The organism is Candidatus Weimeria sp. HCP3S3_B5 (assembly GCF_052064335.1).
In the GTDB taxonomy this organism is placed as follows: domain Bacteria; phylum Bacillota; class Clostridia; order Lachnospirales; family Lachnospiraceae; genus Weimeria.
In genome coordinates, this window is sequence record NZ_JBQHVU010000004.1 from 20617 (window position 1) to 45728 (window position 25112).

14 protein-coding genes are annotated in these 25112 nt (G+C 45.8%); 13 read left to right on the forward strand and 1 reads right to left on the reverse strand.

Features of this window, described 5'->3' with window-relative positions; all coding sequences use genetic code 11:
- Positions 1 to 104: 104 nt before the first annotated feature.
- The 8 genes from ACTNCK_RS03125 (at position 105) to htpG (ending at position 14903) form a co-directional block, all read left to right on the forward strand.
- The gene (locus tag ACTNCK_RS03125; protein ID WP_441080913.1) at positions 105 to 3575 is read left to right on the forward strand and encodes a PD-(D/E)XK nuclease family protein; all 3471 of its coding nucleotides are present in this window, start codon (positions 105 to 107) and stop codon (positions 3573 to 3575) included.
- On the forward strand, positions 3572 to 7249 hold the full coding sequence (addA, locus tag ACTNCK_RS03130) for a helicase-exonuclease AddAB subunit AddA (RefSeq protein WP_441080914.1): 3678 nt from the start codon (positions 3572 to 3574) through the stop codon (positions 7247 to 7249). Before ACTNCK_RS03125 ends, addA begins: the two co-directional genes overlap by 4 nt.
- A 9-nt stretch (positions 7250 to 7258) precedes the next feature.
- Complete coding sequence (locus ACTNCK_RS03135; RefSeq protein WP_441080916.1) at positions 7259 to 8254, forward strand: peptidylprolyl isomerase; 996 nt, start codon at positions 7259 to 7261, stop codon at positions 8252 to 8254.
- Positions 8255 to 8423: 169 nt separating this feature from the next.
- Positions 8424 to 8969, forward strand: a complete 546-nt coding sequence (locus ACTNCK_RS03140) for a DUF6465 family protein (protein WP_441080918.1) — start codon at positions 8424 to 8426, stop codon at positions 8967 to 8969.
- 160 nt (positions 8970 to 9129) lie between these two features.
- The gene (locus ACTNCK_RS03145; protein WP_441080919.1) at positions 9130 to 10749 is read left to right on the forward strand and encodes an HlyD family efflux transporter periplasmic adaptor subunit; all 1620 of its coding nucleotides are present in this window, start codon (positions 9130 to 9132) and stop codon (positions 10747 to 10749) included.
- Positions 10749 to 11459, forward strand: coding sequence for an ABC transporter ATP-binding protein (locus ACTNCK_RS03150; RefSeq protein WP_441080920.1), 711 nt, complete (start codon positions 10749 to 10751; stop codon positions 11457 to 11459). Before ACTNCK_RS03145 ends, ACTNCK_RS03150 begins: the two co-directional genes overlap by 1 nt.
- A complete protein-coding gene (locus tag ACTNCK_RS03155) occupies positions 11459 to 12640 on the forward strand; it encodes an ABC transporter permease (RefSeq protein ID WP_441080921.1) in 1182 nt (393 codons plus the stop codon). The genes ACTNCK_RS03150 and ACTNCK_RS03155 overlap by 1 nt, the downstream gene beginning before the upstream one ends.
- A gap of 208 nt (positions 12641 to 12848) precedes the next feature.
- On the forward strand, positions 12849 to 14903 hold the full coding sequence (gene htpG / locus ACTNCK_RS03160; protein ID WP_441080922.1) for a molecular chaperone HtpG: 2055 nt from the start codon (positions 12849 to 12851) through the stop codon (positions 14901 to 14903).
- 130 nt (positions 14904 to 15033) lie between these two features.
- Here htpG and ACTNCK_RS03165 read toward each other — a convergent pair whose 3' ends face one another.
- On the reverse strand, positions 15034 to 15897 hold the full coding sequence (locus tag ACTNCK_RS03165) for a YitT family protein (RefSeq protein WP_441080923.1): 864 nt from the start codon (positions 15895 to 15897) through the stop codon (positions 15034 to 15036).
- Between the two features lie 287 nt (positions 15898 to 16184).
- Between ACTNCK_RS03165 and ACTNCK_RS03170 the strand changes: the two genes are divergently transcribed.
- The 5 genes from ACTNCK_RS03170 (at position 16185) to ACTNCK_RS03190 (ending at position 25105) form a co-directional block, all read left to right on the forward strand.
- Positions 16185 to 20435 carry an acyl-CoA dehydratase activase-related protein gene (locus ACTNCK_RS03170; RefSeq protein ID WP_441080924.1) on the forward strand — a complete coding sequence of 1417 codons (4251 nt, stop codon included), beginning with the start codon at positions 16185 to 16187 and terminating at the stop codon, positions 20433 to 20435.
- Between the two features lie 77 nt (positions 20436 to 20512).
- Positions 20513 to 21652 carry an acyltransferase family protein gene (locus tag ACTNCK_RS03175; protein WP_441080925.1) on the forward strand — a complete coding sequence of 380 codons (1140 nt, stop codon included), beginning with the start codon at positions 20513 to 20515 and terminating at the stop codon, positions 21650 to 21652.
- 27 nt (positions 21653 to 21679) lie between these two features.
- Positions 21680 to 22579, forward strand: coding sequence for a hypothetical protein (locus ACTNCK_RS03180; RefSeq protein WP_441080926.1), 900 nt, complete (start codon positions 21680 to 21682; stop codon positions 22577 to 22579).
- Positions 22580 to 22596: 17 nt separating this feature from the next.
- Complete coding sequence (locus ACTNCK_RS03185) at positions 22597 to 24243, forward strand: glutamine--tRNA ligase/YqeY domain fusion protein (RefSeq protein ID WP_441080927.1); 1647 nt, start codon at positions 22597 to 22599, stop codon at positions 24241 to 24243.
- Between the two features lie 16 nt (positions 24244 to 24259).
- The gene (locus tag ACTNCK_RS03190; protein WP_441080928.1) at positions 24260 to 25105 is read left to right on the forward strand and encodes a DUF2225 domain-containing protein; all 846 of its coding nucleotides are present in this window, start codon (positions 24260 to 24262) and stop codon (positions 25103 to 25105) included.
- Positions 25106 to 25112: the final 7 nt, after the last annotated feature.

Here is a 25112-nt window from a genome sequence, read left to right on the forward strand (position 1 = left end):
ATTGTAAAAACAGGCATCTTTTTTACAAAAAAATCTTTACAGCTTCCACGTGATGTGATATACTACGAACAGACATTCGGACACAGCATCAGGGGAGGCCTATTATGAACCTTCAGATTATCGCCGGACCGTCGGGGGCTGGCAAATCCACTTATATTTACAATAGGATAGTTGAGCAGGCTATAGCGAATCCGGACAAGCATTATCTTATTCTCGTTCCGCTCCAGTATTCTATGCAGACCCAGAGGATTCTGGTTTTTGCACATCCGAGAAGAAGCATTATGAATATAGATGTCCTCTCGTTTGAGAGGCTGGCCTACAGGGTCTTTGATGAGCTTGGGACTAATAAGACGCACTGCCTTGATGAGACCGGAAAGGTACTTCTGCTTCGCCGCGCAGCCTCCCTTATTTCAGATGACCTTGGCATCCTGAAGAGGAATATAGGACGCAGAGGCTATATAGATCAGGTCAAGTCACTTATTTCGGAGCTGATGCAGTATGGCTATTCTCCGGATGACCTTGATAGGATGGCCTCGTCACCAACGGCCACAAAGGCTTTCAGGGAGAAGGCAGAGGATATCGAGAAGCTCTACCGGGAGTTCCTCAAGCTTTTTGACCAGAGCATGTTTACTGAGGAGCAGGTGCTTTCCCTGCTATGTGAGGTCTGTGACAGATCCGAACTTCTTAAGGATTCAGTCATAGTCCTTGATGGCTATACAGGCTTTACTCCTGTACAGAAGGAGCTTCTTGGCCGGCTTAGCTCTGTTGTAGATACAGTTTATGCCTGCATCTGTGCGGATCCGGATACCGACCTTTATTCGAATGGCAGCGAGGATGAGCTTTTTTATATGTCGAGGGAGGAGAGCTGCTTTCTGTCATCACTTGCCGGAGATGGGTTTATGGATCCTGTCATAATAGGAAGGGGACATGGCAGATTTTCGGGACATGATGATATGGCCTTTGTAGAGGAACATATTTTCAGGGATGATGGGGCCAATCTTCTGGTCAGGGCAGAGGATGCGCCAGTGTCTCTCTACTCACTTGGCAATGTGAACCAGGAGCTTTTGTACACGGCTCAGAGGATCCATCAGCTTATCCGTACAGAGGAGGGACTCCATTACAGGGATATAGCTGTAGTCTGCCCTGATGTTTCGGTATACAGATATTCGATAGAGAGGATATTTGCCTCATCAGGCATACCAGTCTTCGTTGACGAAAGGAAGAGCGCATTATTTAATCCCCTTACCGAATTCTGCGACTCAGCCTTTGACCTGATAAGGCGTCGTATGTCCTATGATTCCCTTATGCGTTTCTTACGGACAGGCCTCACTCCTTTATCAGCAGAGGAGACAGATATACTGGACAATTATCTCTACGAGGCATCATTTCGGAATACGACCTATCTATGGAACAGCTTTACCCGCCGCAGCGACAGCTTCAGAAAGGACAGCGATCTCATCGTGGCTGAGCAGATCAGGGAGAAGATAGCAGGGCCTCTGCAGCAGTTTTACGAGACTCAGAAGAGGGGCATTACAGTAAGGGAGAGGATGACCTCGCTTTTTAGTCTGCTCGCCTCCTTTGATGTGGAGAGGAAGCTTATAAAGCGCTCAGACATGAAGGAAGAGGAGGGGGATATGGTCGCAGCCGATCTCTACAGACGGATGTATGGATTCCTCTGCACCCTTGCTGATCAGATGGTCTATATTCTCGGAGAAGAGAAGATGAAGGCCGCAGATTTCAAGGATATGCTTATAGACGGGCTGGATTCGATAAAGCCGGCCACTGTCCCTAAGAGCAATGATTCTGTATCCTTCGGAGACTTAGAGAGGAGCAGACTTTCTGATGTGCGTATACTTTTCCTTATAGGTGCAGGAGACGATAAGATCCCTATGACGGGGGATAGTACAGGAATCTTTTCACAGGAGGACAGACGGATCCTTAAGGAGGAGGGCTTCGAGCTTTCTCCTACAGATGAGAAGAGAAGCCTTGAACAGAAATTTTATCTCTATCTTGTCCTTACCAAGGCAAGGGAGAGAATCTTCATAAGCTATCACAGGATGGCGGAGGACGGAAGTGCTATAAACGGATCATATCTTTTTGATGAGATAAGGAGACTTATACCATCGGCGGAGATCTGTGCTGTCGCCTCTACAGATCCTGTATTCTTAGAGACAGAGAAGAGTGCAGATATAGTTATGACAAGAGGGATCAGGAAGATCATAGATTCCCAGGCTGACAGGGAGACCGTGGAGCTTACCAGCTCTCTTCTTGCAGTGAAGTCCATTACAGGAAGGCAGGATCAGAGAGAACGCTTCCTTAGGGCAGCCTTCTTCGAAAACAAAAAGACACCGCTTTCGGAGGCGGTGACAGAGGCTCTCTACGGTAAGGATATGCAGATGTCTGTAAGCAGACTTGAGACCTTTGCCAGATGCGCCTACAGCTACTTTCTCCAGTACGGACTCTCTCTTTCCGAGCGAAGGAAAAATGAATTCAAGGCACTTGATCTGGGTAATCTCTATCATGGAGCTCTGGAGAGGTTCGGAAAGAGCATGATATCAGACGGGCTTACCTGGGAGAAGATAGACCAGGCTTTGGTGGGAGAAAGACTTCGTCAGGGGTTTGAAGCAGAGCTTTCCGGATTTAAGGACAGGGAGACCTTTATAGATCCGAGAGAGAATCATTTCAAGGACAGCGCATACCGCAATCTGCTTTTCAATACAATGGTGATGACAGAGCAGATAAAGGCGGGAAGCTTTGTCCCTGTCCATTTCGAGCAGGAGCTTAAGGACCTGTGTGATCCTTCGGATCTTATGATCAGTCTGCCGGGTGGCAGGTCGCTTTCATTTACAGGCCGTATAGACAGGATAGATATAGCAAGACTCAGGGAGGGCGACTATGTAAAGATAGTAGATTACAAGACCGGGACTAACAGACTTGATCCAGTACTTATAGGTGCAGGCCTGGAGCTCCAGCTTCTTGTATATTTACGGGCTGCCTTAAGCGGACTTAGGAAGCATAGCGGTAGGAATACACTTCCCGGAGCTGTGTTCTATTACCAGATCATGGACCCAAGAGTCGATGAGGACAGTCCTCTTACTGATGATATGCTGCACCAGAAACTTCTAAATGAGCTTAGGCCATCAGGCTTTGTAGCCGATGATATGGCAGTTATATCTGCTCTTGACAATGATCTGACTTGCCAGACAAGCTACAAGTCTCCGTTTGTGAATCTTTCTACCAGAAAGGACGGCAGCCTCGGGACATCAGAAATGCTCTTGCCTATGGAGTCCTTCTCTGCCCTTAGCATGTATACAAGAGATATGGCTGCATCCCTGGGTTCCCATATAGCCGGAGGGGATACCTATGTGAATCCATACAGATATAAGGGCAGGAGCGCATGCGACAGATGTCCCTACAGCGGAGTCTGCCATTTCGATACCAGACTGCGGGGCTTTTATTACCGTGATCTTGATAATTCTCTTGCTTCCTATATCTCACCGGATCAGAAGGGGAAGAAGGGCTCGACACTTAAGGGCCTGATCACAAAGGTCATGGAAAAGGAGGAAGGCAGATGAAGTGGACTAAGGCACAGCAGGCTACTATAGACTCAAGGGATCAGTCCCTTCTTGTGACAGCAGCTGCCGGAAGCGGTAAGACAGCTGTATTAGTAGAGCGCATAATAAAAAGACTTGTCAGCAAGGATGATCCATGGGATATAGATCAGTTTCTTGTGGTGACCTTTACAAGAGCTGCTGCAAAGGAGATGAAGGAGAGAATATACAGCTCACTTGATGCAGAGCTAAGGAGAAATCCATCCGACAGGAGACTTGGGAGGATGAGGGAGAAGGTATATTCCTCTGATATCAGGACCATAGACAGTTTCTGCAAGAATGTGGTTTCTGAATATTTTACAAGGATAGATCTGGATCCGGATTTCAGATTCATGGATCAGGGAGAGGGAGAGCTCTTAAAGCATCAGGTCATAGAGGAGATGATGAGGGAGGAGTATGCTGCTGCAGATCCGACCTTCCTCGAGCTTTCCGATATGTTTTCCTCGAAGGGGTCAGATGACGCGCTTTGCGAGATCATACTTGGCATATATGATATGGCTCAGGCCCATGCCTGGCCTGATAGATTTTACAGCTCTCTTTCAGATAGCATAAGGGAGGTGGATCTGTCCACTATTTCAGAATGTGGCTGGATGAAGGAGCTTGTGAAATGGATCAGGGACTTTGCAGAGGAGACTCTTACTGTTGTAGAAAAGCTTACAAGGACAGCCCAGGCAGAAAATGACGATGGCCTTTTTGATACCATTATCGGCAATCTTTCCTCTGACCGGTCCTTCTTTACAGGTCTAATGGAGGCAGAAAGCTTTCAGGACATACATTATCTTTGTGACACCTACAAGTTCCCTCCGGTCGGAAAGGCACAGGTAAGAAAGGGAACAGAGGATCAGAAGCTTATTGCTGATGAAATGAAAGGAGTAAGGGATGAGTACAGGGATTTTTTCAATAAAAAGATAAAGGAGCGTTTCCTCGATGTGCCACTTGAGCTTATAGTCTCCGATGAGAACAGGAAGATTCCCTACCTTAAGAAGATAATAGAGCTCACAGCCAGATTCGACGAGGCCTTTCTATCTGAGAAAAAGGACCGGAAATCCTTTGAGTTTTCCGATATAGAGCATTTCGCGGTGAGGATCCTGATAAATGACGACGGCTCGATAACAGATGCGGCCAGAGACTATCGCAGGCGTTATCGTGAGGTCATGGTAGATGAGTATCAGGATACCAATGAGCTCAATGAGATGATACTTTCTGCTGTGACAAGAGATGGCCTTGATTACTTCATGGTCGGAGATGTAAAGCAGTCTATCTATGGCTTCAGAAACGCAGATCCGGGTATCATAATAAGGAAATCAAAGGAGTTTAAAAGGGAGGAAGACTCAGACTTCCGCCGTATAGACCTTGATAAGAATTTCAGGAGCAGGGCCACTGTGGTCGATACTGTAAACGATATTTTCAGAATGGTCATGATAGAGGAGATAGGCGGAGTGGAGTATGAAAAAAAAGCCTGGCTGAAGCTGGGAGCAGACTATTATCCGCCGCTTCCTGATGGCCAGGACAATTCCACAGAGACTGTGATCCTTGCAAGGGATGACGAGGAGCTTGACGAGATCTCGGATGATCAGACCTCGCTTGAGGCGACCTGGACTGCCCAGAGGATTAGCTCACTTATGAAGGGCTTTAAGGTAGCTGACGGCAATGGAGGCATGAGGCCGATAGGTTACAGCGATATTGCTGTGATCATGCGAAGCACAAAGGTAAATGCAGCAAAGATAATGGATGTCTTCAATGCCTATGGGATACCGGCAGAAAATGCCGCTGCCACAGGCTATTTTAAGGCAGCGGAGGTTGTGGTAACTCTTAATTACCTTCGTATAATCGACAATCCGAGACAGGATATACCACTGGCCTCTGTCCTTACATCTATGTATGTAGGTCTTTCCGACGAGGATATGGCCCTTATAAGGGCAGCCCATAAGGAGCGTTCCTTCTATCAGGCCCTGCTTGCAGAATGCAGCGAGCCAAAGGCAGAGCTTTCGCCAGATGCCAGGAAAAGACTGGATGACTTCTGGAATGAGCTTACCAGTCTTCGTCATCTTACCTGTGATACCCCTGTATACCAGATAATAGCAAGGCTATATCAAGACACAGGCTATGATGCTTTGGTCAGCTGTCTGCCAGGCGGAGAGAGGCGGAGGGAAAATCTGATGAAGCTGTTTGACAAGGCAGTCGCCTTCTCAACGACAAGCTTTTCAGGTATCTCATCATTTGTGTCCTATATAGAGAAGCTTAACGAATACAAGTCGGATGAGGGCGAGGCAGATGCAGGAGGCAGCGAGGATGCGGTAAGGATAATGACTATCCATAAGAGCAAGGGCCTTGAGTTCCCAGTCGTCTTTGTTATAGGACTTGGAAACAGGTTTCATAACAGTTTGGACCCGGTCGAGCTTGACGGGGATCAGGACATATCCATGCCCTACATTGATGTGGCAGCTCATAAGAAAAGAGAGACAGCCCATCTGGCCATGCTTAGGTCGAAAAAGGCTGACAGAGAGCTTGGAGAGTCTCTCCGCGTTCTTTATGTCGCTCTCACCAGGGCCAAGGAGAAGCTTATCCTTGTAGGAAGTCTTACTGAAAAGGATAAGGAAGAGTATCTCAAAAAGGGAGAGGAGCTTCATAGCGACAGATGCACCTATTCAGAGCTTAAAGGCTCTATGAATTACTACAGGGTCATCATTCCGGTGCTTAAAAAGGCCGGCTACAGGATAGATGCGCCGGATGCCTCAGGCTTTGCAGCCAATGAGATCTCCTCGATGAAGGAAAAGGACAGGATAAGAGACCTGCTTTGCTCGGACGGGTCAGAGGATATAAGGGATAAGGCCATAAGGCTTTATGACAGATTTACAAGCCCCTATGCCTTTGAAAAGGAGGTTATTCCAAAACAGAAGTATTCGGTCTCAGAGATCAAGAGGATATCCGATCAGTCCATGGCTGATGATGATTCAGCGGCTATGTTTGAGGCATCGCCTGGCGATGATAAGGAGGAAGAGAAATTCACTCCGACCCTGCCTTTATTCTTAAGACAGGATCAGAATGAAATGGATAGTATGACAAGAGGAGTCTTTCGAGGTACAGCAATGCACCGCTTTCTGGAAAAGATGGACTTTTCGATCGAGCCTCTGTCAGAGTCCTTTGACAAACAGATGGCCTATATGCTTGAGAGGGGATTCCTGACAAGTGACCAGGCAGAGGTCCTTAGCAGAAGCGGCCTTGAGCGCTTCCTTTCATCGGAGCTTGCAGCCAGGATGCAGCAGGCATATAAGAGAGGAGAGCTATACAGAGAGCAGGCCTTTGTGACAGGAGATACACCGGAATTTTTCTTCGGTGACCTGACAGAGGATACAGACGGAGCCGACACAGAGGATCAGATAATAATACAGGGAATTATTGATGCATTTTTTGTAGAAAATGGTAAAATAGTTCTGTTGGATTATAAGACGGACAGGGTCAGGTCAGCTTCTATGCTTACAGAGAAATATACAAAACAGCTGCAGCTCTATCAGGTAGCTGCTGAAAGAGCAATGGATATGCCTGTATCACAGCTGTATCTTTATTCATTTGCTCTGGGAAAGCAGATAGCCCTGCCCCGGGTAAAGAGTCTTCTGGGAAAGGAAAAGAAGGAGTAGAAAGTCCTTATGACAATAAAGCGGATCATTGCACTATTAGCAACGGCATCAATGACCCTTGCAGGTCTTTCAGGGTGCACGGTGGATGGAAAACAGGTGATAGTAACTACAGGAGCCCTTCCGGGAACTGTTTTCAGTATCGGACGGCTCTCCTGTGACAAAAAGACAGCAAGGGTATATCTGGCAAACTATTACAATATATATGGAAAAACAGGGGATATCTGCCTGTGGGATCAGGAACTGAATACCGGGCGGCTCGAGAAAAGCATACGAAAGGCAGTTATTGACAGACTCTCTGTTGTTTATGCCTTGAATCTCTATGCATCTGATAATGATATAAAGCTAAAAAGGACCGAGGAGGATCTTGTCGACCGGGCAGCAGAGGCATATTATGCCTCTCTTTCCCAGGAAGACAGAAAGACGCTTGATGTCTCTGAAAAGGATATCAGTAAGATGTATCAGAAAGAGGCCCTTGCTTCAAAGGTATATAAGAAGATAGTTTCAAGAGCTGATGATGAGGTTTCCGATGAGGAGGCCAGAGTCATGGATGCTGTTCTGATAACACTCGAGTCCGGAGATGATGCAACTGAAGAAAAGGCTATGAAGGAGCTTAAGAACGGGACGGATCCTTCGATAGTCGCCAAGGAATACTCTATCGACAAGAAGACTCAGGTCACGATCTGCCGCAGGACATACTCTGATCAGATCTGCGATGCAGCTTTCGCACTCGATGAGAAAAAATATTCAGAACCAGTGCATACAGCTGACGGTACATATATAATCTACTGCCTGTCAAAGTTTGATCAAAAGAAGTCGGATGAGAACCGTAACAGCATTATCGAGAGCCGTAAGAAGAAGATAATGGACTCGATCATAGAAAAACAGAACCAGCAGGACTATTCGTATTTAGATGAAAATGCCTGGAAGGATATTTCCGATAGGCTGGGACATAAGGTGGCTACGAATAGTTTTTTCAAAACTCTTTCCGATAAGATTAGTTTCTGAATCTTTGAGAAGGTTTGAGGCTATGGTTATTTTTCACAAAAAAGTTTTAACTAAATCATAAAATTTTATAAAAATAAAACCTTGGAAAATAATCAGAATGTAGTATAATTATAAATATGTAAAAAATTTTACAGTGATCAAGGCATTTTGATTGAGAGGAGACGTCGAAATGGCATCCATTAAAACATCGCAGAAGAAGTCTGCTGATCTTTCTACGACTGTCCGTGAGATACTTAATCTCAGTGAGGAGACAGGTAAGAAGGCAGCAGATGGTATCAGAAAAGAGGCAGCGAAAGTGAAAGAAGCAACTACAAAGGCAGCCGAGGCTGCAAAGGCAAGAAAGGCTGAGGAGAAGACACAGGAAACCAAGGATGTGGCTGAGAAAAAGGCTCCTGCAAAGAAGGAGGCTCCTAAGAAGACTACAGCTTCGAAGGCAGCAGGCGCTGCAAAGAAGACTGCAACAGCAGTTAAGAAGACTGTAGCAGCTGCAAAAGCAAAGGCTGAGGAGAAGGCTGCAGAACCAAAGGTATTTATCCAGTTTGCAGGCAACAGCTTCAGTCTCGAGGAGATCCTTGAGGACGCCAGAAAGGATTACACCAAGGGTCGTAAGAAGACCTTCAAGGATATTCAGATCTATGTGAAGCCGGAGGACGGTAAGGCATATTATGTTGCTGACGGAGATCCGGGAGCAGTCGATCTCAAATATAATGGCTGATGATTACACATCTTTCGTCAGGGAGCCGGTATATACCGGCTCCTTTTCATGTTTTATTTCAGTTTTCCATAAATTATCCATAATTAAACACATTTCGCTCACATAACGGTAATATAATTTTTTTAACAATTCAACAGATCACTGAATACGGAGGTATCCAATGGAAAAGAAAAAGAAGATGAAAAGGATTATAGTTATCCTTTGCATAGTGGCGGCGGTGCTTGCCATGCTCATTTCCGGCTCGATAAGGAAGAAAGCCAGGCAGGCCGAAAAGAAGAGCAGCTCGGTCAAGACTGTAAAGGTCACAAAGGGTACTATAGCAAATACAGTTACCGCCAGCGGAACCCTTGCAGAGGCAAAGACAGCCGATATAACGATACCTTCGGGGATCACGGTAAAGAAGGTCCTTGTCGAGGAGGGTGATACGGTAAAAAAGGGCCATGCCCTGGCCAAGGTGGATCTGACATCGGTAAAAGAGCAGATATATTCTGTAAGGAGCTCAATTTCTGATATAAATGATTCGCTTAAGTCAATAAAGAGCAAGTCAGGGTCGAAGTACACAGCAGAGCGTGAGATGCTAAAGGCCCAGAAGACTGACCTTTACAAGGCATTAAAGAGGCTTCTGAAAATAAAAAAGAGCGGGACCATTACCGCTAGCGTGGCAGGAACTATCGATTCAGTTAATGTAAGTGGATCATCGGATGCATCCTCATCCACGTCAACAGATAGCTCCGTGACTAATAATTCATCGCTTTCCGGTATCACCGGGACCAGTTCAGATTCTAAAGGGCTTGTTGCAAGTCAGCTTACAGAAAAGGTAGTGATTTCTGACAGCAGCTCATCTGATGGCAATGCTTGGTCCTCGACAGATGATTCACAGGAGACTTATGATGAGGCAGGTAATACAGACGGGGCAGAGTATTCATCAGAAAAGCCCTCATCAAAAAAGGATACAGACAGCTCGAAGTCTTCATCCAAAAAGGATAGTGGCAGTAAAGACAGCTCATCCTCTAAAGAAAAGACCACGACAGGTAGGACTGGAAATCCAGTTGCATCAGGGCTTACAGATTCAAACTTGTCAGCACTTACAGGATCTGCCTCTACAGGCAGCACGACATCAGAGGGAAGCGGCTCCTCGTATTCATCATCTGTCTCAGATGTGACATATACTACAGCTTTTACTATTGCTACAGGCGATATGATGGATATCTCGCTTTCGGTTGATGAGCTTGATATACTAAATATCAAAAAGGGACAGGATGTAAGCGTTGCCTTAGATGCTATCGATGGAGAGACCTTTACCGGTGAGATAACAAAGGTATCAAAGAAAGGTACAAACAGCGGAGGAAGCACCAAGTATACTGTTACCTGCCAGATAGAAAAGACAGATGATATGCTTGTCGGAATGAACGCGACAGCTGTGATAACGATCGATTCGGCCGAGGATGTGCTTACTATTCCTCTTTCTGCAGTTCAGGAGGAGGGAGGAAGCTCCTATGTATATACGACAAATGATAATGGGAGTCTGGGCGGTAAGACAAAGATAACGACCGGCCTTTCAAATGACAGCACAGTAGAGATCACAGATGGACTTTCAGAGGGCGATACGGTCTACTACAAGGATCTTTCAGGTCAGGAGCTTACAAGCTCACAGAATAATATGTCAAACATGGGAAACAATATGCAGAAAAGCCAGCAGGGCGGCAGAAACGACGGTCCTTTAGGAGACAATGGAGGCACACCGCCATCAGGCGGTAACGGCGGCCCGGGAGGTAACTAATGGATGAAAAAAAGATGATACTGCTTTCCGATGTCTCGAAGATATACAGGATAGGAGATTCTGTGGTAAAGGCTCTTGACCATGCCAATATGCATGTGAACCGTGGAGAGTTTGTAAGCGTTATAGGGCCGTCAGGCTCAGGCAAGTCTACGCTTATGAATATTATAGGCTGCCTTGATACTGCAAGCTCAGGGAAATATTATCTGGACGGACAGGAGATAGCAAATTACAGCAGAAACCAGCTTTCAAGGATCAGGAACAAAAAGATTGGCTTTATCTTTCAGGACTTCAATCTTCTGCCAAAGCTCACGGCCTATGAGAATGTAGAACTTCCTCTTATCTATCAGGGGCTGTCAGTTCAGAAAAGAAAGGAGCAGACCCAGGAAGCCTTAAACGAGCTGGGTCTCTGGGACAGAAGGGATCATAAGCCATCTGAGCTTTCCGGAGGACAGCAGCAGAGAGTTGCTATAGCAAGAGCTCTTGCTACAAGACCATCTCTTTTCCTTGCTGATGAGCCTACCGGGAATCTCGATCAGAAGACCGGAGGCAGGCTTCTGGAGCTTTTCCATAAGTTAAATGAGGAGGGAAATACTATCCTTCTTATCACTCATGACGCAAAGGTCGCAAAGGAGGCCGGAAGGTCCATAAAGATACTTGACGGACATGTCACTGATGCAAAGGATATAAACGAGATCGAGGAGGTGGTCTGATGGTAGGTTCTTCGGTAAAAATGGCTTTTTCATCGGTTTTCTCCAATAAGATGAGGTCATTTCTCACTATGCTTGGAATAATAATAGGTGTTGTCGCTCTTGTAGTCCTCGTCTCTATAACGACCTCGGCTACATCTACTATCACAGATACTATCTCATCCATCAGCACGAATTCGATTACAGTTACTATAACGGATGATAAGGACAATCCACTCAAGCTGTCTGACCTTACGGACATAAAGGCTCTTTCAGCCGTATCTGCTGTGGCTCCAAGCGCAGTTTCGCAGGCGAATGTTAAGAGCGGAAACGATACAGAGACTATGAGCCTTACCGGGACCACAGCCTCATATCAGTCTATAAATGGTATAGAGCTTTCGGCAGGCCGTTTTCTCCGTAGTGCGGATGTAGACAATCACTCAAATGTCGCAGTGATAAATGCAGATGCAGCAAGGGATATACTTGGCGTATATAACAGTTCAGAGGCCATTGGACAGACCATAAGCCTTAATGGAACGCCATATACTGTTATCGGAGTAGAAAAGCAGTCTGATACAACAGTGACCTTTGGGTCGTCCTATGAGGCCTATATTCCATTTACCTCGCTGGAGAGGCTTTCTACAACTGTAAGGGATGTGGCAAGCTTTACTGTATCACCGAAGTCGGACCAGCTGTCAGATCAGGCCCAGCAGCAGATAAACGAATATCTGCTAGAGCGTTTCTCAAACGATTCAGATGCCTTTACAGTGGTGAATATGAAGGTGATAGCAGACACTCTTGGAAAGGTGACAGGAGTCATGACCCTGATGCTTGGAGGAATAGCTGCGATTTCCCTGCTTGTCGGAGGCATAGGCATAATGAACATAATGCTTGTCTCCGTAACAGAGCGTACCAGAGAAATAGGAATAAGAAAGGCGATAGGAGCAACCGAGGGAAGCATCATGCTCCAATTTCTGATAGAAGCACTTGTGATATGTCTGATAGGAGCCGTGATAGGACTGGTTATTAGCGGGATAATAATAGCTGCCATAAACGGATTCTCGGAATACAGCTTCCGCCTGAACCCAGGAGTGTGTGTAGTCGCTACGGTTTTTTCGGTAGGAATAGGTCTACTGTTCGGTCTTTACCCAGCAAGAAAGGCAGCCGCAAAGGATCCGATCGAGGCGCTGCATTATGCGGGATAGATATTAAATTTTGTTGGCACTCTAGTTAAAAGAGTGCCAATTTTTTGTTGACAAGAGGTAAGGGATGGATTAGAATATAGATTAGCAGTCAACAAGTGCGTTGGCTAATAAAGGACCTAGAGACCAGGGACCAGGGGCTAGGGAAAAATAAATATTATATACATACCTCCCTAACCCCTAACAAATATTCAAAGGAGTGACTAAATCAATGTCAGAAAAAAGCGGCAGTCTTTCTATTACTAGCGAGAATATCTTTCCAGTTATCAAGAAGTGGCTTTATTCAGACCACGATATCTTTTACAGGGAGCTTATCAGCAATGCCTGTGATGCCATAACCAAGCTGTCAAAGCTTGCCATGATGGGTGAATGCGAGCTTCCTGCAGATTACAAGGGAAAGGTAAGCGTAGAGGTAGATCCGGAGAAGAAGACTATACAGATTTCTGATAACGGTATCGGAATGACTGAGGATGAGGTCGACAAGTATATCAATCAGATAGCCTTCTCAGGTGCGACGGATTTTCTTTCCAAGTACAAGGACAAGGGAAATGATGATCAGATAATCGGACATTTCGGTCTGGGCTTCTATTCTGCCTTCATGGTAGCAGATCAGGTCTACATTGATACCTTAAGCTATAAGGAGGGCGCGACTCCTGTGCACTGGGAGTGCGACGGCGGAACAGACTATACCTTAAGCGATGGCGATAAGACAGAGGTCGGCACGACTATCACGCTTTTCCTGAATGATGATTGCCTTGAGTTCGCCAATGAATACAAGGCAAGAGAGGTAATAGAGAAGTACTGCTCATTCATGCCGACAGAGATCTATCTGACCAAGGCAGATGCACCGACAGAGTACGAGGAGATAGATCCTGATGACAAGAGAGATACTGATACAGTCGTTGAAGAGATCCATAAGGAAGCCGAGTACGAGGACAAGAAAAAGGACGACGGTACAACAGAGAAGGTACTAAAGACCCCGGCAAAGGATAAACTTAAGATCATAAAGAGACCTGTACCTATAAACGATATCCATCCACTCTGGACCAAGACTCCTTCGGAATGCACAGAAGAGGAGTATAAGGAATTCTACAGAAAGGTCTTTATGGACTACAGGGATCCTCTGTTCTGGATCCATCTGAACATGGATTATCCGTTCAACCTGAAGGGCATAATCTATTTCCCTAAGATCAATTCAGAGTATGACTCTATAGAAGGGAAGATCAAGCTCTACAATAATCAGGTGTTCGTGGCTGATAATATAAAGGAGGTCATCCCTGAGTATTTCATGCTGCTGAAGGGAGTTATTGACTGTCCGGATCTGCCACTTAATGTATCAAGGTCTGCACTGCAGAATGATGGCTTCGTGGCAAAGATAAGGGATTATATCTCGAAGAAGGTCGCTGACAAGCTTATAGGCATGGAAAAGACCGAAAAGGATACCTATGAGAAGTACTGGGATGATATAAGCCCATTCATCAAGTACGGCTGCTTAAAGGATGAGAAGTTCTGCGACAAGATGAATGACTATATCCTCTTTAAGGATATAAATGATAAGTATGTGACCCTGCCTGAGCTTCTTGAGAAGGATGCAAAGAAGGACGTGGAAAAGACAGAGGAGAAGAAGGACGATGCGAAAGATAATGAGCCGATAAAGGAAGAGGACAAGACAGCTATCTATTATGTCACTGACAAGGCTCAGCAGGGACAGTATATAGATATGTTCAAGTCTAATGGCATGGATGCTGTAATACTTGATCGGACCATTGATACCTCCTTTATCACCCAGCTTGAGCACAGAAATCAGCATTATAGATTTTTGAGGATCGATGCGGATATCTCAAAGGCTCTTTCAGAGGAGATGGACCCGAAGGAACTGGAGGATGAGCAGAAGACCCTTGAGGAGATCTTCAAGAACGAGCTTAAAAAGGACGATCTGACGATAAAGGTCGAAAAGCTTAAGACAGAGGATATCGCGGCAGTCATCGGCCGTGATGAGAACATGCGCCGTATGAATGACATGATGAAGATGTATAATTTGAACGGCGGCGATATGTCAGAATTCTCAGGACCGGAGACACTTGTCCTTAACGTCACCCATCCGCTTGTAAAGTATCTGAATGAGCACAAGGACTCAGAGAATGCAGGACTTATAGCTCATCAGCTATACGACCTGGCAGAGCTTTCGAATCAGCCGCTTTCTCCGGCTGAGATGTCAGAGTTTATCAGGAGATCGAATCAGATCATGGAGCTTCTTACGAAGTAAGAGCCTTAAAAGAGGCAGCCAGTCCCTAAGCCGCTGTCCTGGATCAGGCATAAATGTCATACATCATAATTATAAGGACATTTTCTATAAAAAGGGTGATGCTTTTAAACATCACCCTTTTATTTTTGATTCAGCTGTGCGGCTGCAGGTGAAATTTGCCCGCTATCCGCTCAGTGCGGATCACGTTACAGAAGGCACAAGGGTCTGCCTGCTTTATCTGTTTTATTACAGTATCTTTCTCAGCAGCTCCGATAACTGAGTAGACGATCTTTCTAGGATTCTTCTCATGGGAGCCGATTCCGTCGATGATTGTGCCGCCGTGGTCGGTCTGGCTGTAGATCATCTCGCATATCTGGTCAGGAACTTTCGTTATGATAAGAAGCGTCACCTGCTGGTAGTTGCGGTACATCATGTGCTCGACCTCAGTTGTGGCGAATTGGAAGATGATGGAGTAGAGCGCCTTGTCCCAGCCGAAGAGCAGGCCGGCGATCACAAGTATCACGACGTTTATGCCCAGAATCACGTTAAATGAGTCCCGGCCTGTTTTTTCGGATATATATATAGATATAAAATCCGTTCCGCCTGTTGTCGTATCGTTTTTGAGGCAGAGGGAGATGGCAACCCCGTTTAAGATCCCTCCGAATATGCTTATCAGCAGAGTATCATAAGTGATCACGTAGCTGGGCAGAAGGTCAGTAAGCACTGAAGAGAGCGCGATGACCATGAGCGAGGTGCCGGTAAATTTCTTTCCGATAAAACGAAAGCCTATGTAGACAGGGATCGCGTTGATCGCGAGGTTTAGAGGCGTGAACGGAAGGCTTAACCCCGCGAATTTAGCCAGAGAACGCTTTATCAGAAGCGATAGTCCTGTGGCGCCTCCCGGAACAAGCCCTCCGGTAGAAACGAAGGTGTTCATATTGATCGCGAGAAGAAGTGATGAGACCACAATTACAACAAGAAGCCTTAGATTATTTACTGCATTTTTACTGTTCATCAGCTGATCTTATCCTTTGTGAAAAACGACGTCAGTTTCTTGATTGATACAAGTTTAGCATAATAGAAACCATGGATATAGTCAAATCCTTTTTTTATTGAGTAGGATACGCCGCCAGATTCGATAAAAACATGTGGAAATCATCTGATAGTGGTATTCGATTGCGCGCAATCTAAAACAACACTTGAGGATATTTGTAGATTGAAACATAACATTTATTTACCTATAATAATCACTTGACAGGTGCATATACCTGTTTTAGCTATAAAATGACGGAAGGAAAATATATGTCACAAAAACCATATACGCTTGGAATCGATATAGGATCTACGACCGTGAAGGTAGCACTTCTTGATACAGAGGACAATCTGCTCTTCTCTGACTACAGAAGGCATTTTGCTAATATCAGGGAGACACTCTACGGCCTTGTATCAGATGCCATTAAGGCAGCAGGAGACCATATGGTATCTCCTGTGATCACAGGTTCCGGCGGACTCACACTGGCCAATCATCTGAACATACCATTCTGTCAGGAGGTCGTGGCTGTAGCTACGGCTCTTACTCATTATGCGCCCCAGACTGATGTGGCTATAGAGTTAGGCGGCGAGGACGCAAAGATCATCTACTTCGAGAATGGCAATGTCGAGGAGAGGATGAACGGAGTCTGTGCCGGAGGTACAGGCTCATTTATAGACCAGATGGCCTCTCTTATACAGACTGATGCGAGCGGCCTTAATGAATATGCAAAAAGCTATAACTCCATATACCCTATAGCTGCCCGCTGCGGAGTTTTCGCAAAGACAGATATACAGCCGCTTATAAACGAGGGAGCTACAAGGGAGGATCTCTCAGCTTCTATCTTTCAGGCAGTTGTAAACCAGACGATTTCAGGACTTGCCTGTGGAAAGCCTATAAGGGGCCATGTGGCCTTTCTTGGCGGACCGCTTCATTTCCTTGACCAGCTGCGCCAGAGATTTATAGAGACCTTAAAGCTTGATGAGGAGCATACTATAATCCCTGACAATTCCCATCTTTTCGCAGCGATCGGATCTGCACTGAACTATAAGGATGAGAGCCAGATGATGCTTTCCTCGATCGAGGAGAAGCTTTCAAAGCCACTTAAGATGGAATTCGAGGTGGCCAGGATGGAACCTCTCTTCAAGGACAGGCAGGAATATGACGCCTTTTTGGAAAAGCATGGAAATAACCATGTGAAGACAGCCGATATAAAGCAGGCTAAGGGAAATGTCTTCCTTGGAATAGATGCGGGCTCTACCACGACAAAGGTAGCCCTGATAGATGATGATGGAAGACTCCTGTATTCTTTCTATGATAATAACAACGGATCACCGTTAAAGACGGCTGTTCGGGCAATGGGAGAGATAAATAAGCTTCTGCCGCCTGAGGCCCATATAGTCCATTCATGCTCTACTGGATACGGAGAGGCACTTTTGAAATCAGCCTTCAAGCTTGACGACGGAGAGGTGGAGACGGTCGCCCATTACTATGCAGCAGCCTTCTTCGATCCGGATGTTGACTGTATTCTTGATATAGGCGGACAGGATATGAAGTGCATAAGGATAAAGGATCATACAATAGATTCTGTCCAGCTGAACGAGGCATGCTCGTCAGGATGCGGCTCCTTCATAGAGACCTTTGCAAAGTCACTTAATTATAGTGTGATCGATTTCGCAAAGGAGGCACTTTTTGCGGAGCATCCGATCGACTTAGGTACCCGCTGTACCGTATTCATGAATTCAAAGGTCAAGCAGGCCCAGAAGGAGGGAGCATCGGTTGCCGATATATCAGCCGGACTTGCCTATTCAGTAATAAAGAATGCCCTGTTTAAGGTAATAAAGCTCTCAGACCCCAGACAGCTTGGAAAAAACGTGGTCGTTCAGGGAGGAACATTCTATAATGATGCGGTTCTTCGCGCCTTCGAAAAGATAGGCGGCCTCCATGTGACCAGGCCTGATATAGCCGGGATTATGGGAGCCTTCGGCTCTGCCCTTATAGCAAGAGAAAGATACGAGGATGAAAAGACCACATCTATGCTTTCGATGGATCAGATCCTTTCCCTTACATATTCTACGAATATGACTCATTGCCAGGGTTGTACGAACAAGTGTATGCTGACTATAAACAAGTTCTCAGACGGAAGACGCTTCATTACAGGAAACCGCTGCGAAAGAGGACTTGGCAAACCGAAGAATCCGGATAATATTCCAAACCTTTATGACTATAAGTACAAGAGGGTATTCGGCTATGAGCCGCTTCCTTTGGAGAAGGCTAAGCGCGGAACGATAGGGATACCAAGGGTCCTTAATATGTATGAGAACTATCCTTTCTGGGCCGTATTCTTCAAGGAGCTGGGCTTTAATCTGGTCCTTTCTCCGGATTCGTCGAGAAAGATCTATGAGCTTGGAATAGAGTCAATACCGTCAGAGTCTGAATGCTATCCGGCAAAGCTTACTCACGGACATGTCCAGTGGCTTATTAATAACGGAGTAAAGACCATCTTTTACCCGTGTGTGCCATATGAGAGAAATGAGTTTCCTGACTCCAACAATCACTATAACTGTCCTATAGTGACCTCCTATGCGGAAAATATCAGGAATAACGTAGAGGATATCACCTCGGGCAAGGTCAGGTTCATAAGCCCATTCATGGCCTTTACAAATGAAGGGGTGCTTTCCGACCAGCTGGTAAAGGTCTTTAAGGAGGAATACGATATACCTGAACATGAGGTCAGGGACGCCGCTCATAAGGCCTGGTACGAGTTTACTCATGCCAGATGGGACATAGAGAAAAAGGGTGAGGAGACGATAGAGTATCTGAAGAAAACTGGACGGCACGGAATAGTCCTCTGTGGAAGACCATATCACGTGGATCCCGAGATAAATCACGGGATTCCTGATCTTATCACAAGCTATGGTATGGCAGTACTTACCGAGGACTCGGTTTCTCATCTTGGAAAGCTGGAGAGACCGCTTATTGTAATGGATCAGTGGACCTACCATACCAGAATGTATTCAGCAGCCAACTTTGTAAAGAAGACCGACTGTCTCGATGTGATCCAGCTTAATTCATTCGGATGCGGACTTGATGCGGTCACGACCGACTGCGTAAGCGATATCCTGACGAAAAGCGGCAAGATCTATACCTGCCTCAAGATAGATGAGGTAAATAACCTTGGCGCAGCAAGGATAAGAGTTCGTTCTCTTCTGGCAGCGATCAGGGTTAGACAGAGAAATGCCAGAAAGGAGGAGGCAGGGAGAAGGATAGTGCCTTCTTCATATCAGCGTAAGATCTTTACAAAGGATATGAAGAAAAACTATACCATTCTTGCTCCTCAGATGTCTCCTATCCATTTCGATATCATAGCGCCTGCCATGTCAAGTGCCGGCTATACCGTTGTGGTTCCTGAGGTGCCTGCAAAGGACTGTGTGGATAACGGGCTTCGCTTCGTAAACAATGATGCCTGCTATCCTTCGCTTCTGGTAGTAGGGCAGTTTATAGCTGCGCTCAAGTCAGGAAAGTATGATCTTAAACGCACGGCCCTTCTGATCACCCAGACAGGAGGCGGCTGCCGGGCCTCAAACTATATCTCCTTCATAAGAAGAGCCCTTGGCAAGGCCGGCTACGGAGATATCCCTGTGATATCACTGAATGTGGTTGGTCTGGAGAAGAATCCGGGCTTTAAGCTTGGACCAAAGCTGATCCAGCATGGCCTTTACGGACTGGTCTTTGGAGATATCTTCCTCAAATGTCTCTACAGAATGAGACCGTATGAGAAGGTAAAGGGCAGTGCCGATGAGCTTTATTCCAGCTGGAAGAAAAAGGTAATAGACTTCCTTTCAAGGCCGGCCATGCTCTCCCACAGGAAGTTTTCCAAGATGTGCCGTGATATAATCGCTGATTTCGATAATCTTCCGATCACGGATCAGAAGAAGCCTCGTGTCGGTATAGTAGGAGAGATAATGGTCAAGTATTCGGTGGTGGCCAACAACCATCTGGCAGATCTCCTGGAATCAGAGGGAGCAGAGGCAGTGATACCTGACCTCACCGATTTCCTCCTCTACTGCTTCTTTAATGAGAGGTTCAAGCATGAGAATCTGGGAACATCAAAGCGGGCAGTTACAATGTCCAATCTGGGGATACGCTTCTTTGAGTGGCTGAGGCGTCCTGCAAGGAAAGCCTTTGAGGAATCAAGGCACTTCACTCCGCCTGCATACATAGAAGAGACAGCAGAGAGGGCAAAGGAGATAGTATCACTTGGCGATCAGACAGGCGAGGGCTGGTTCCTTACCGGAGAAATGCTCGAGCTTGTAAATTCAGGCGTCAACAATGTGGTCTGCATACAGCCGTTTGGCTGCCTCCCTAACCATATAGTAGGAAAGGGAGTAATAAAGAAGATCCGTTCCAGGTATCCGGGAGCCAATATAGCAGCTATAGACTATGATCCGGGTGCATCAGAGGTAAATCAGCTGAACAGGATCAAGCTGATGCTTTCGAGCGCATTCAAGAATATGAACTGACAGGCAAAGGTGAGAGGCGGATGGGCCTCTCATCTTTTTTGCTTTATTTATTTGCGGATTTCTGATAGAATATTCATATGAAGACTTATAACAAAAACGGGAAAATTGAACTGCTCAGGTTTGTATTCTGCCTTACCATAATACTGTTTCACTGCAGCAGGACCTTTGGGTTCTCTCACCTTAGTCTGGGCGACTTTTCAGTGCCGGTCCTTAGAAGAGGATATTATGGAGTGGAGTTTTTCTTTGTAGTATCAGGCTTTCTGATGGGCAGATCCATTCATAAGCGAAGGAAGAACTTGCGTCTGGGACTGGTAAAGCCGGTTGAGCTGGGACGCACTACGATCAGATATATGCTGAAGAAGTATATAAGCATATTTTCCTATCATGTCTTCCCCTTCATAGCTCTTATGGTGCTAAAGGTGGTAGTGCAGGATATATATGACGGAGGCGCAAAGGATGTGATGCAGTACATCTTCAATGCCATACCGGAATTTTTCTTCCTGCAGAAGTTCGGCTTCACTAACACCAATGTGGATGTGATAGAATGGTATATCTCAGCTATGTTTATAGCCATGCTCCTGCTCTATCCGGTCATCTCGAAGTTCTACTATCTTTATACAAGGGCTATAGGACCTCTGGTTTCCTTATGGATACTCGGAGTCCTTCAGTACAATTTCGGGACCTTTGCGGATCAGGACAGATGGATAGGCTTTGGATATGTATGCGTATTCAGGGCTATAGCTGAACTTTCACTTGGAGCAAGTGCCTTCGAGTTCGCGAGGACCTTAAGCCACAGGTATTTTCAGAGAAGGGACAGGATCATCTTTACTGTCATTGAGATAGCGGGCTTTGCTCTTACTATCTTCTACTCCCTTTCCTCGTATACTTCCAAGTACGAGACTCATGTGCTTATGTTCATGACTCTTTCTATAGTGCTTGCCTTCTCTGGACAGACTATCGGCAGAGAGGAATTCTCGAATGGATTTGTCATGTGGCTGGGAAAGATTTCGATGCCGATGTACCTCTGTCAGCTTCTGGGGATCAATATAGTAAACGGATTTCTTGATTTCCTGCCAAAGGCAGCGATGACTCTGTTTGCCTTAGTCTTTACATTTGTCATTGCTCTCGTATCCATGCCGATCGGAAGACATATAAGACAAGCTATAATTGACAAGAGAGCATCAACGAAATATAATGAAACAAGTATGCTTAGATAAGCGGATTTATTTTTTATAAGGAAAGCTATGTTAGACAAACTGGAACGCAGGCTGGGCCGTTATGCCATACCTCATCTGATGAACTGGTTCATCGGAGGATATGTGATAGGATACATACTTGAGGCATTCGGAAATGGCCTGACAGATCTTATGACTCTTGAGCCGTATTATATCCTTCATGGACAGATATGGAGGATCATCACCTGGGTGATGATACCTCCGGCTCAGAATATATTCTTTGCGATCATAATGATCATTTTCTACTGGCAGCTGGGAAGAGCCTTAGAACAGGTCTGGGGTACCTTCAGGTTCAATGTTTATATGCTGGGCGGGCTTCTTATCACTGTGATAGCAGCCTTTATCCTCTATCTGTCTGCCTGGGGGATCACCGGAAACCAGATGATATCGATTGGTGCATATTTCTCGACAGACTACATCAACCTGAGCATCTTCCTTGCATTTGCCCTTACCTTTCCAGAGGAGAGGATACTTCTTTACTTCTTTATCCCTGTAAAGATGAAGTGGATGGCATATCTCTATCTTGTTTTCATCGGTATAGACGTGATATCTGCGATCAGGATGGGAAGTGCAGGAATCCCTGCGATAGTTGCAATAGCAGCATCGCTTCTGAATTTTGTCTTCTACTATCTGCAGACAAAGAACCTTAAGGGACCCAGGCAGTGGAAGAGGCAGCATGATTTCAAAAGACGCTATAACAGTGCAGGCTACAGTGGCTGGCAGACCAGAGAGGATCAAAAGCCGAAGACCAGATTTACCAAGAGCAGGCAGATCCCAATACATAAATGCTGTATATGCGGACGCACCGAGATCTCCAATCCAGAGCTGGATTTCAGATTCTGTACCAAATGCAAGGGCAATTATGAGTACTGCTCTGACCATCTGTTCACTCATGTACATAAGACCTGATAGTAAGGAGTCATATAATGAAGAACTTTATTGAAGAGGAAATTGACAAGGACTTAGAGAGCGGACGTTTCGATCATGTCGTTACCAGATTTCCTCCGGAGCCGAATGGATTCCTCCATATAGGACACGCAAAGAGTATCCTTCTGAACTATGGACTGGCTCAGGAATACCATGGACAGTTCCATATGAGATTTGATGATACAAATCCTACTAAGGAAAGATCTGAATTCGTAGATGCGATCCAGGAGGACATCAGATGGCTTGGAGCCAAATGGGAAAAGACCATGTATGCTTCAGACTATTTTGAGCAGATGTATGAGTATGCGGTAAAGCTCATCAAGAAGGGTAAGGCCTATGCATCTGATCTCTCAGCTGACCAGATCAGGGAATACAGGGGAACCCTTACAGAACCTGGTAAAAAGGACCCGAATTCTGACCGTCCTGTAAGTGAGTCGCTTCAGATATTTTCCGATATGAGAGATGGAAAGTACAAGGACGGAGAAATGGTCATCCGGGCAAAGATAGATATGTCTTCGCCAAATATCAATATGAGGGATCCTGTCATATACAGGGTGGCTCATATGGCTCATCAGAGACAGGGCGATAAGTGGTGCATCTATCCTATGTATGATTTCGCCCATCCTATAGAGGATGCGATAGAGGGTGTCACTCATTCCATCTGCACTCTCGAGTTTGAGGATCACAGACCTCTTTACAACTGGGTAGTAGAGGAATGTGAATTCGAGAATCCTCCGAGACAGATAGAGTTTGCCAAGCTTTATCTGAAGAATGTGGTAACAGGCAAGAGATACATAAAGAAGCTTGTAGAGGATGGTATAGTAGATGGCTGGGATGATCCGAGACTTGTGTCTATAGCAGGACTTCGCAGAAGAGGCTATACGCCTGAATCGATCAGGAGATTTGTAGAGCTTGCAGGAGTAAGCAAGGCCAATTCAATAGCAGAGTATCCTATGCTGGAATACTGCATCAGAGAGGACTTAAAGACAAAGGTTTCCCGCATTATGGCTGTCCTTGATCCGATAGAGCTTGTGATAGACAATTATCCTGATGGAGCGAGCGAGAAGCTTACAGTAAAGAACAATGTAGAGAATCCTGATCTGGGTGAAAGAGAGGTCACATTCTCAAAGCATCTTTATATAGAAAAGAGCGACTTCATGGAGGTACCCGTAAAGAAGTATTTCCGTATGTTTCCTGGTAATGAGGTCCGTCTTATGAATGCCTATTTTGTTACCTGCACAGGTGTAGATAAGGATGAAAACGGCAATATCATAAGGATACATGCGACCTATGATCCGGCTACCAGAGGCGGAGATTCTCCGGATGGAAGAAAGGTAAAGGGGACCATACACTGGGTGGATAAGGAGAGCGCATTTAAGGCTACGGTAAGGCTTTACCAGAATATCATCGATGAGGAAAAGGGAGTCTACAACGAGGATAATAGCCTGAATCTGAATCCTGACTCTCTTATCGTAAAGGAGGCCTATATTGAAAGCTCCGTAAAGGAGGCAACTGCCTATCAGAGCTTCCAGTTCGTGCGTAACGGATTCTTTACGGTAGACTGCAAGGATTCGAAGAAGGGAGAGCCTGTTTTCAACCGGATCGTTTCCTTGAAGAGCTCGTTTAGGTTACCGGCAGAGAACTAGTTTTGGAGGATTTGCAATGAATCTGTTATCAGGTTTGGAAAAGTTCGGGATCAAGGCCGACGGGGATCTTGACATCACAAAGAATCCCGGACAGCAGAAGGATTCCAAGGGCAGGGAGATAAAGAAGACTGCCATTGAGGATCTCACAGAGAAGGATCTGCTTCTGCAGAAGTCGGTCCAGTGTCCTATCTGCGATCATAAGTTCAAGGTGCTTGCAGTAAAGAGCGGAAAGGTAAAGAGGATAGGAGCGGATGCAGATACCCGTCCTCGTTATCACAATATAGACACGATAAAGTACGATGCCATAGTCTGTCCGCATTGCGGATATGCAGCCCTTACCAAGTATTTCGAGCATCTTTCAGCTACACAGATGAGATGGGTAAAGGAAGCAGTCTGTAGCAAGTTTACTCCGCTTTCTGATGATGTGCCTGAGACATATTCTCCGGATGAGGCAGTCGACAGATACAAACTTGCTCTTGTTTCTGCAATGGCAAAGCATGCCAGGACCTCGGAAAAGGCACTTATATGTCTTAGGATAGCCTGGATCAGGCGTGACCAGATAAAGGAAATCCCTGACCATACTCCTGAGCAGCTGCATAAGAGAGCAGAGCTCATAGAGGAATACAACGGATTCTACAGGCAGGCCTACGATGGATTTGACCAGGCCTACAGTACAGAGACAGGACTCAACACAGTAAGCATAGAATATATTATGGCCAATATGGCTATACACTTCAAGGAGTATGGCAAGGCAAGCCAGCTGATCTCAAAGCTTCTTGGCAATCCGAATGCGAATCCGAGAGTAAAGGACCGCTGCCTTGAGCTTAAGGAAATTGTAGTTAAGGCAACTAAGAAATCATGACCCCGCA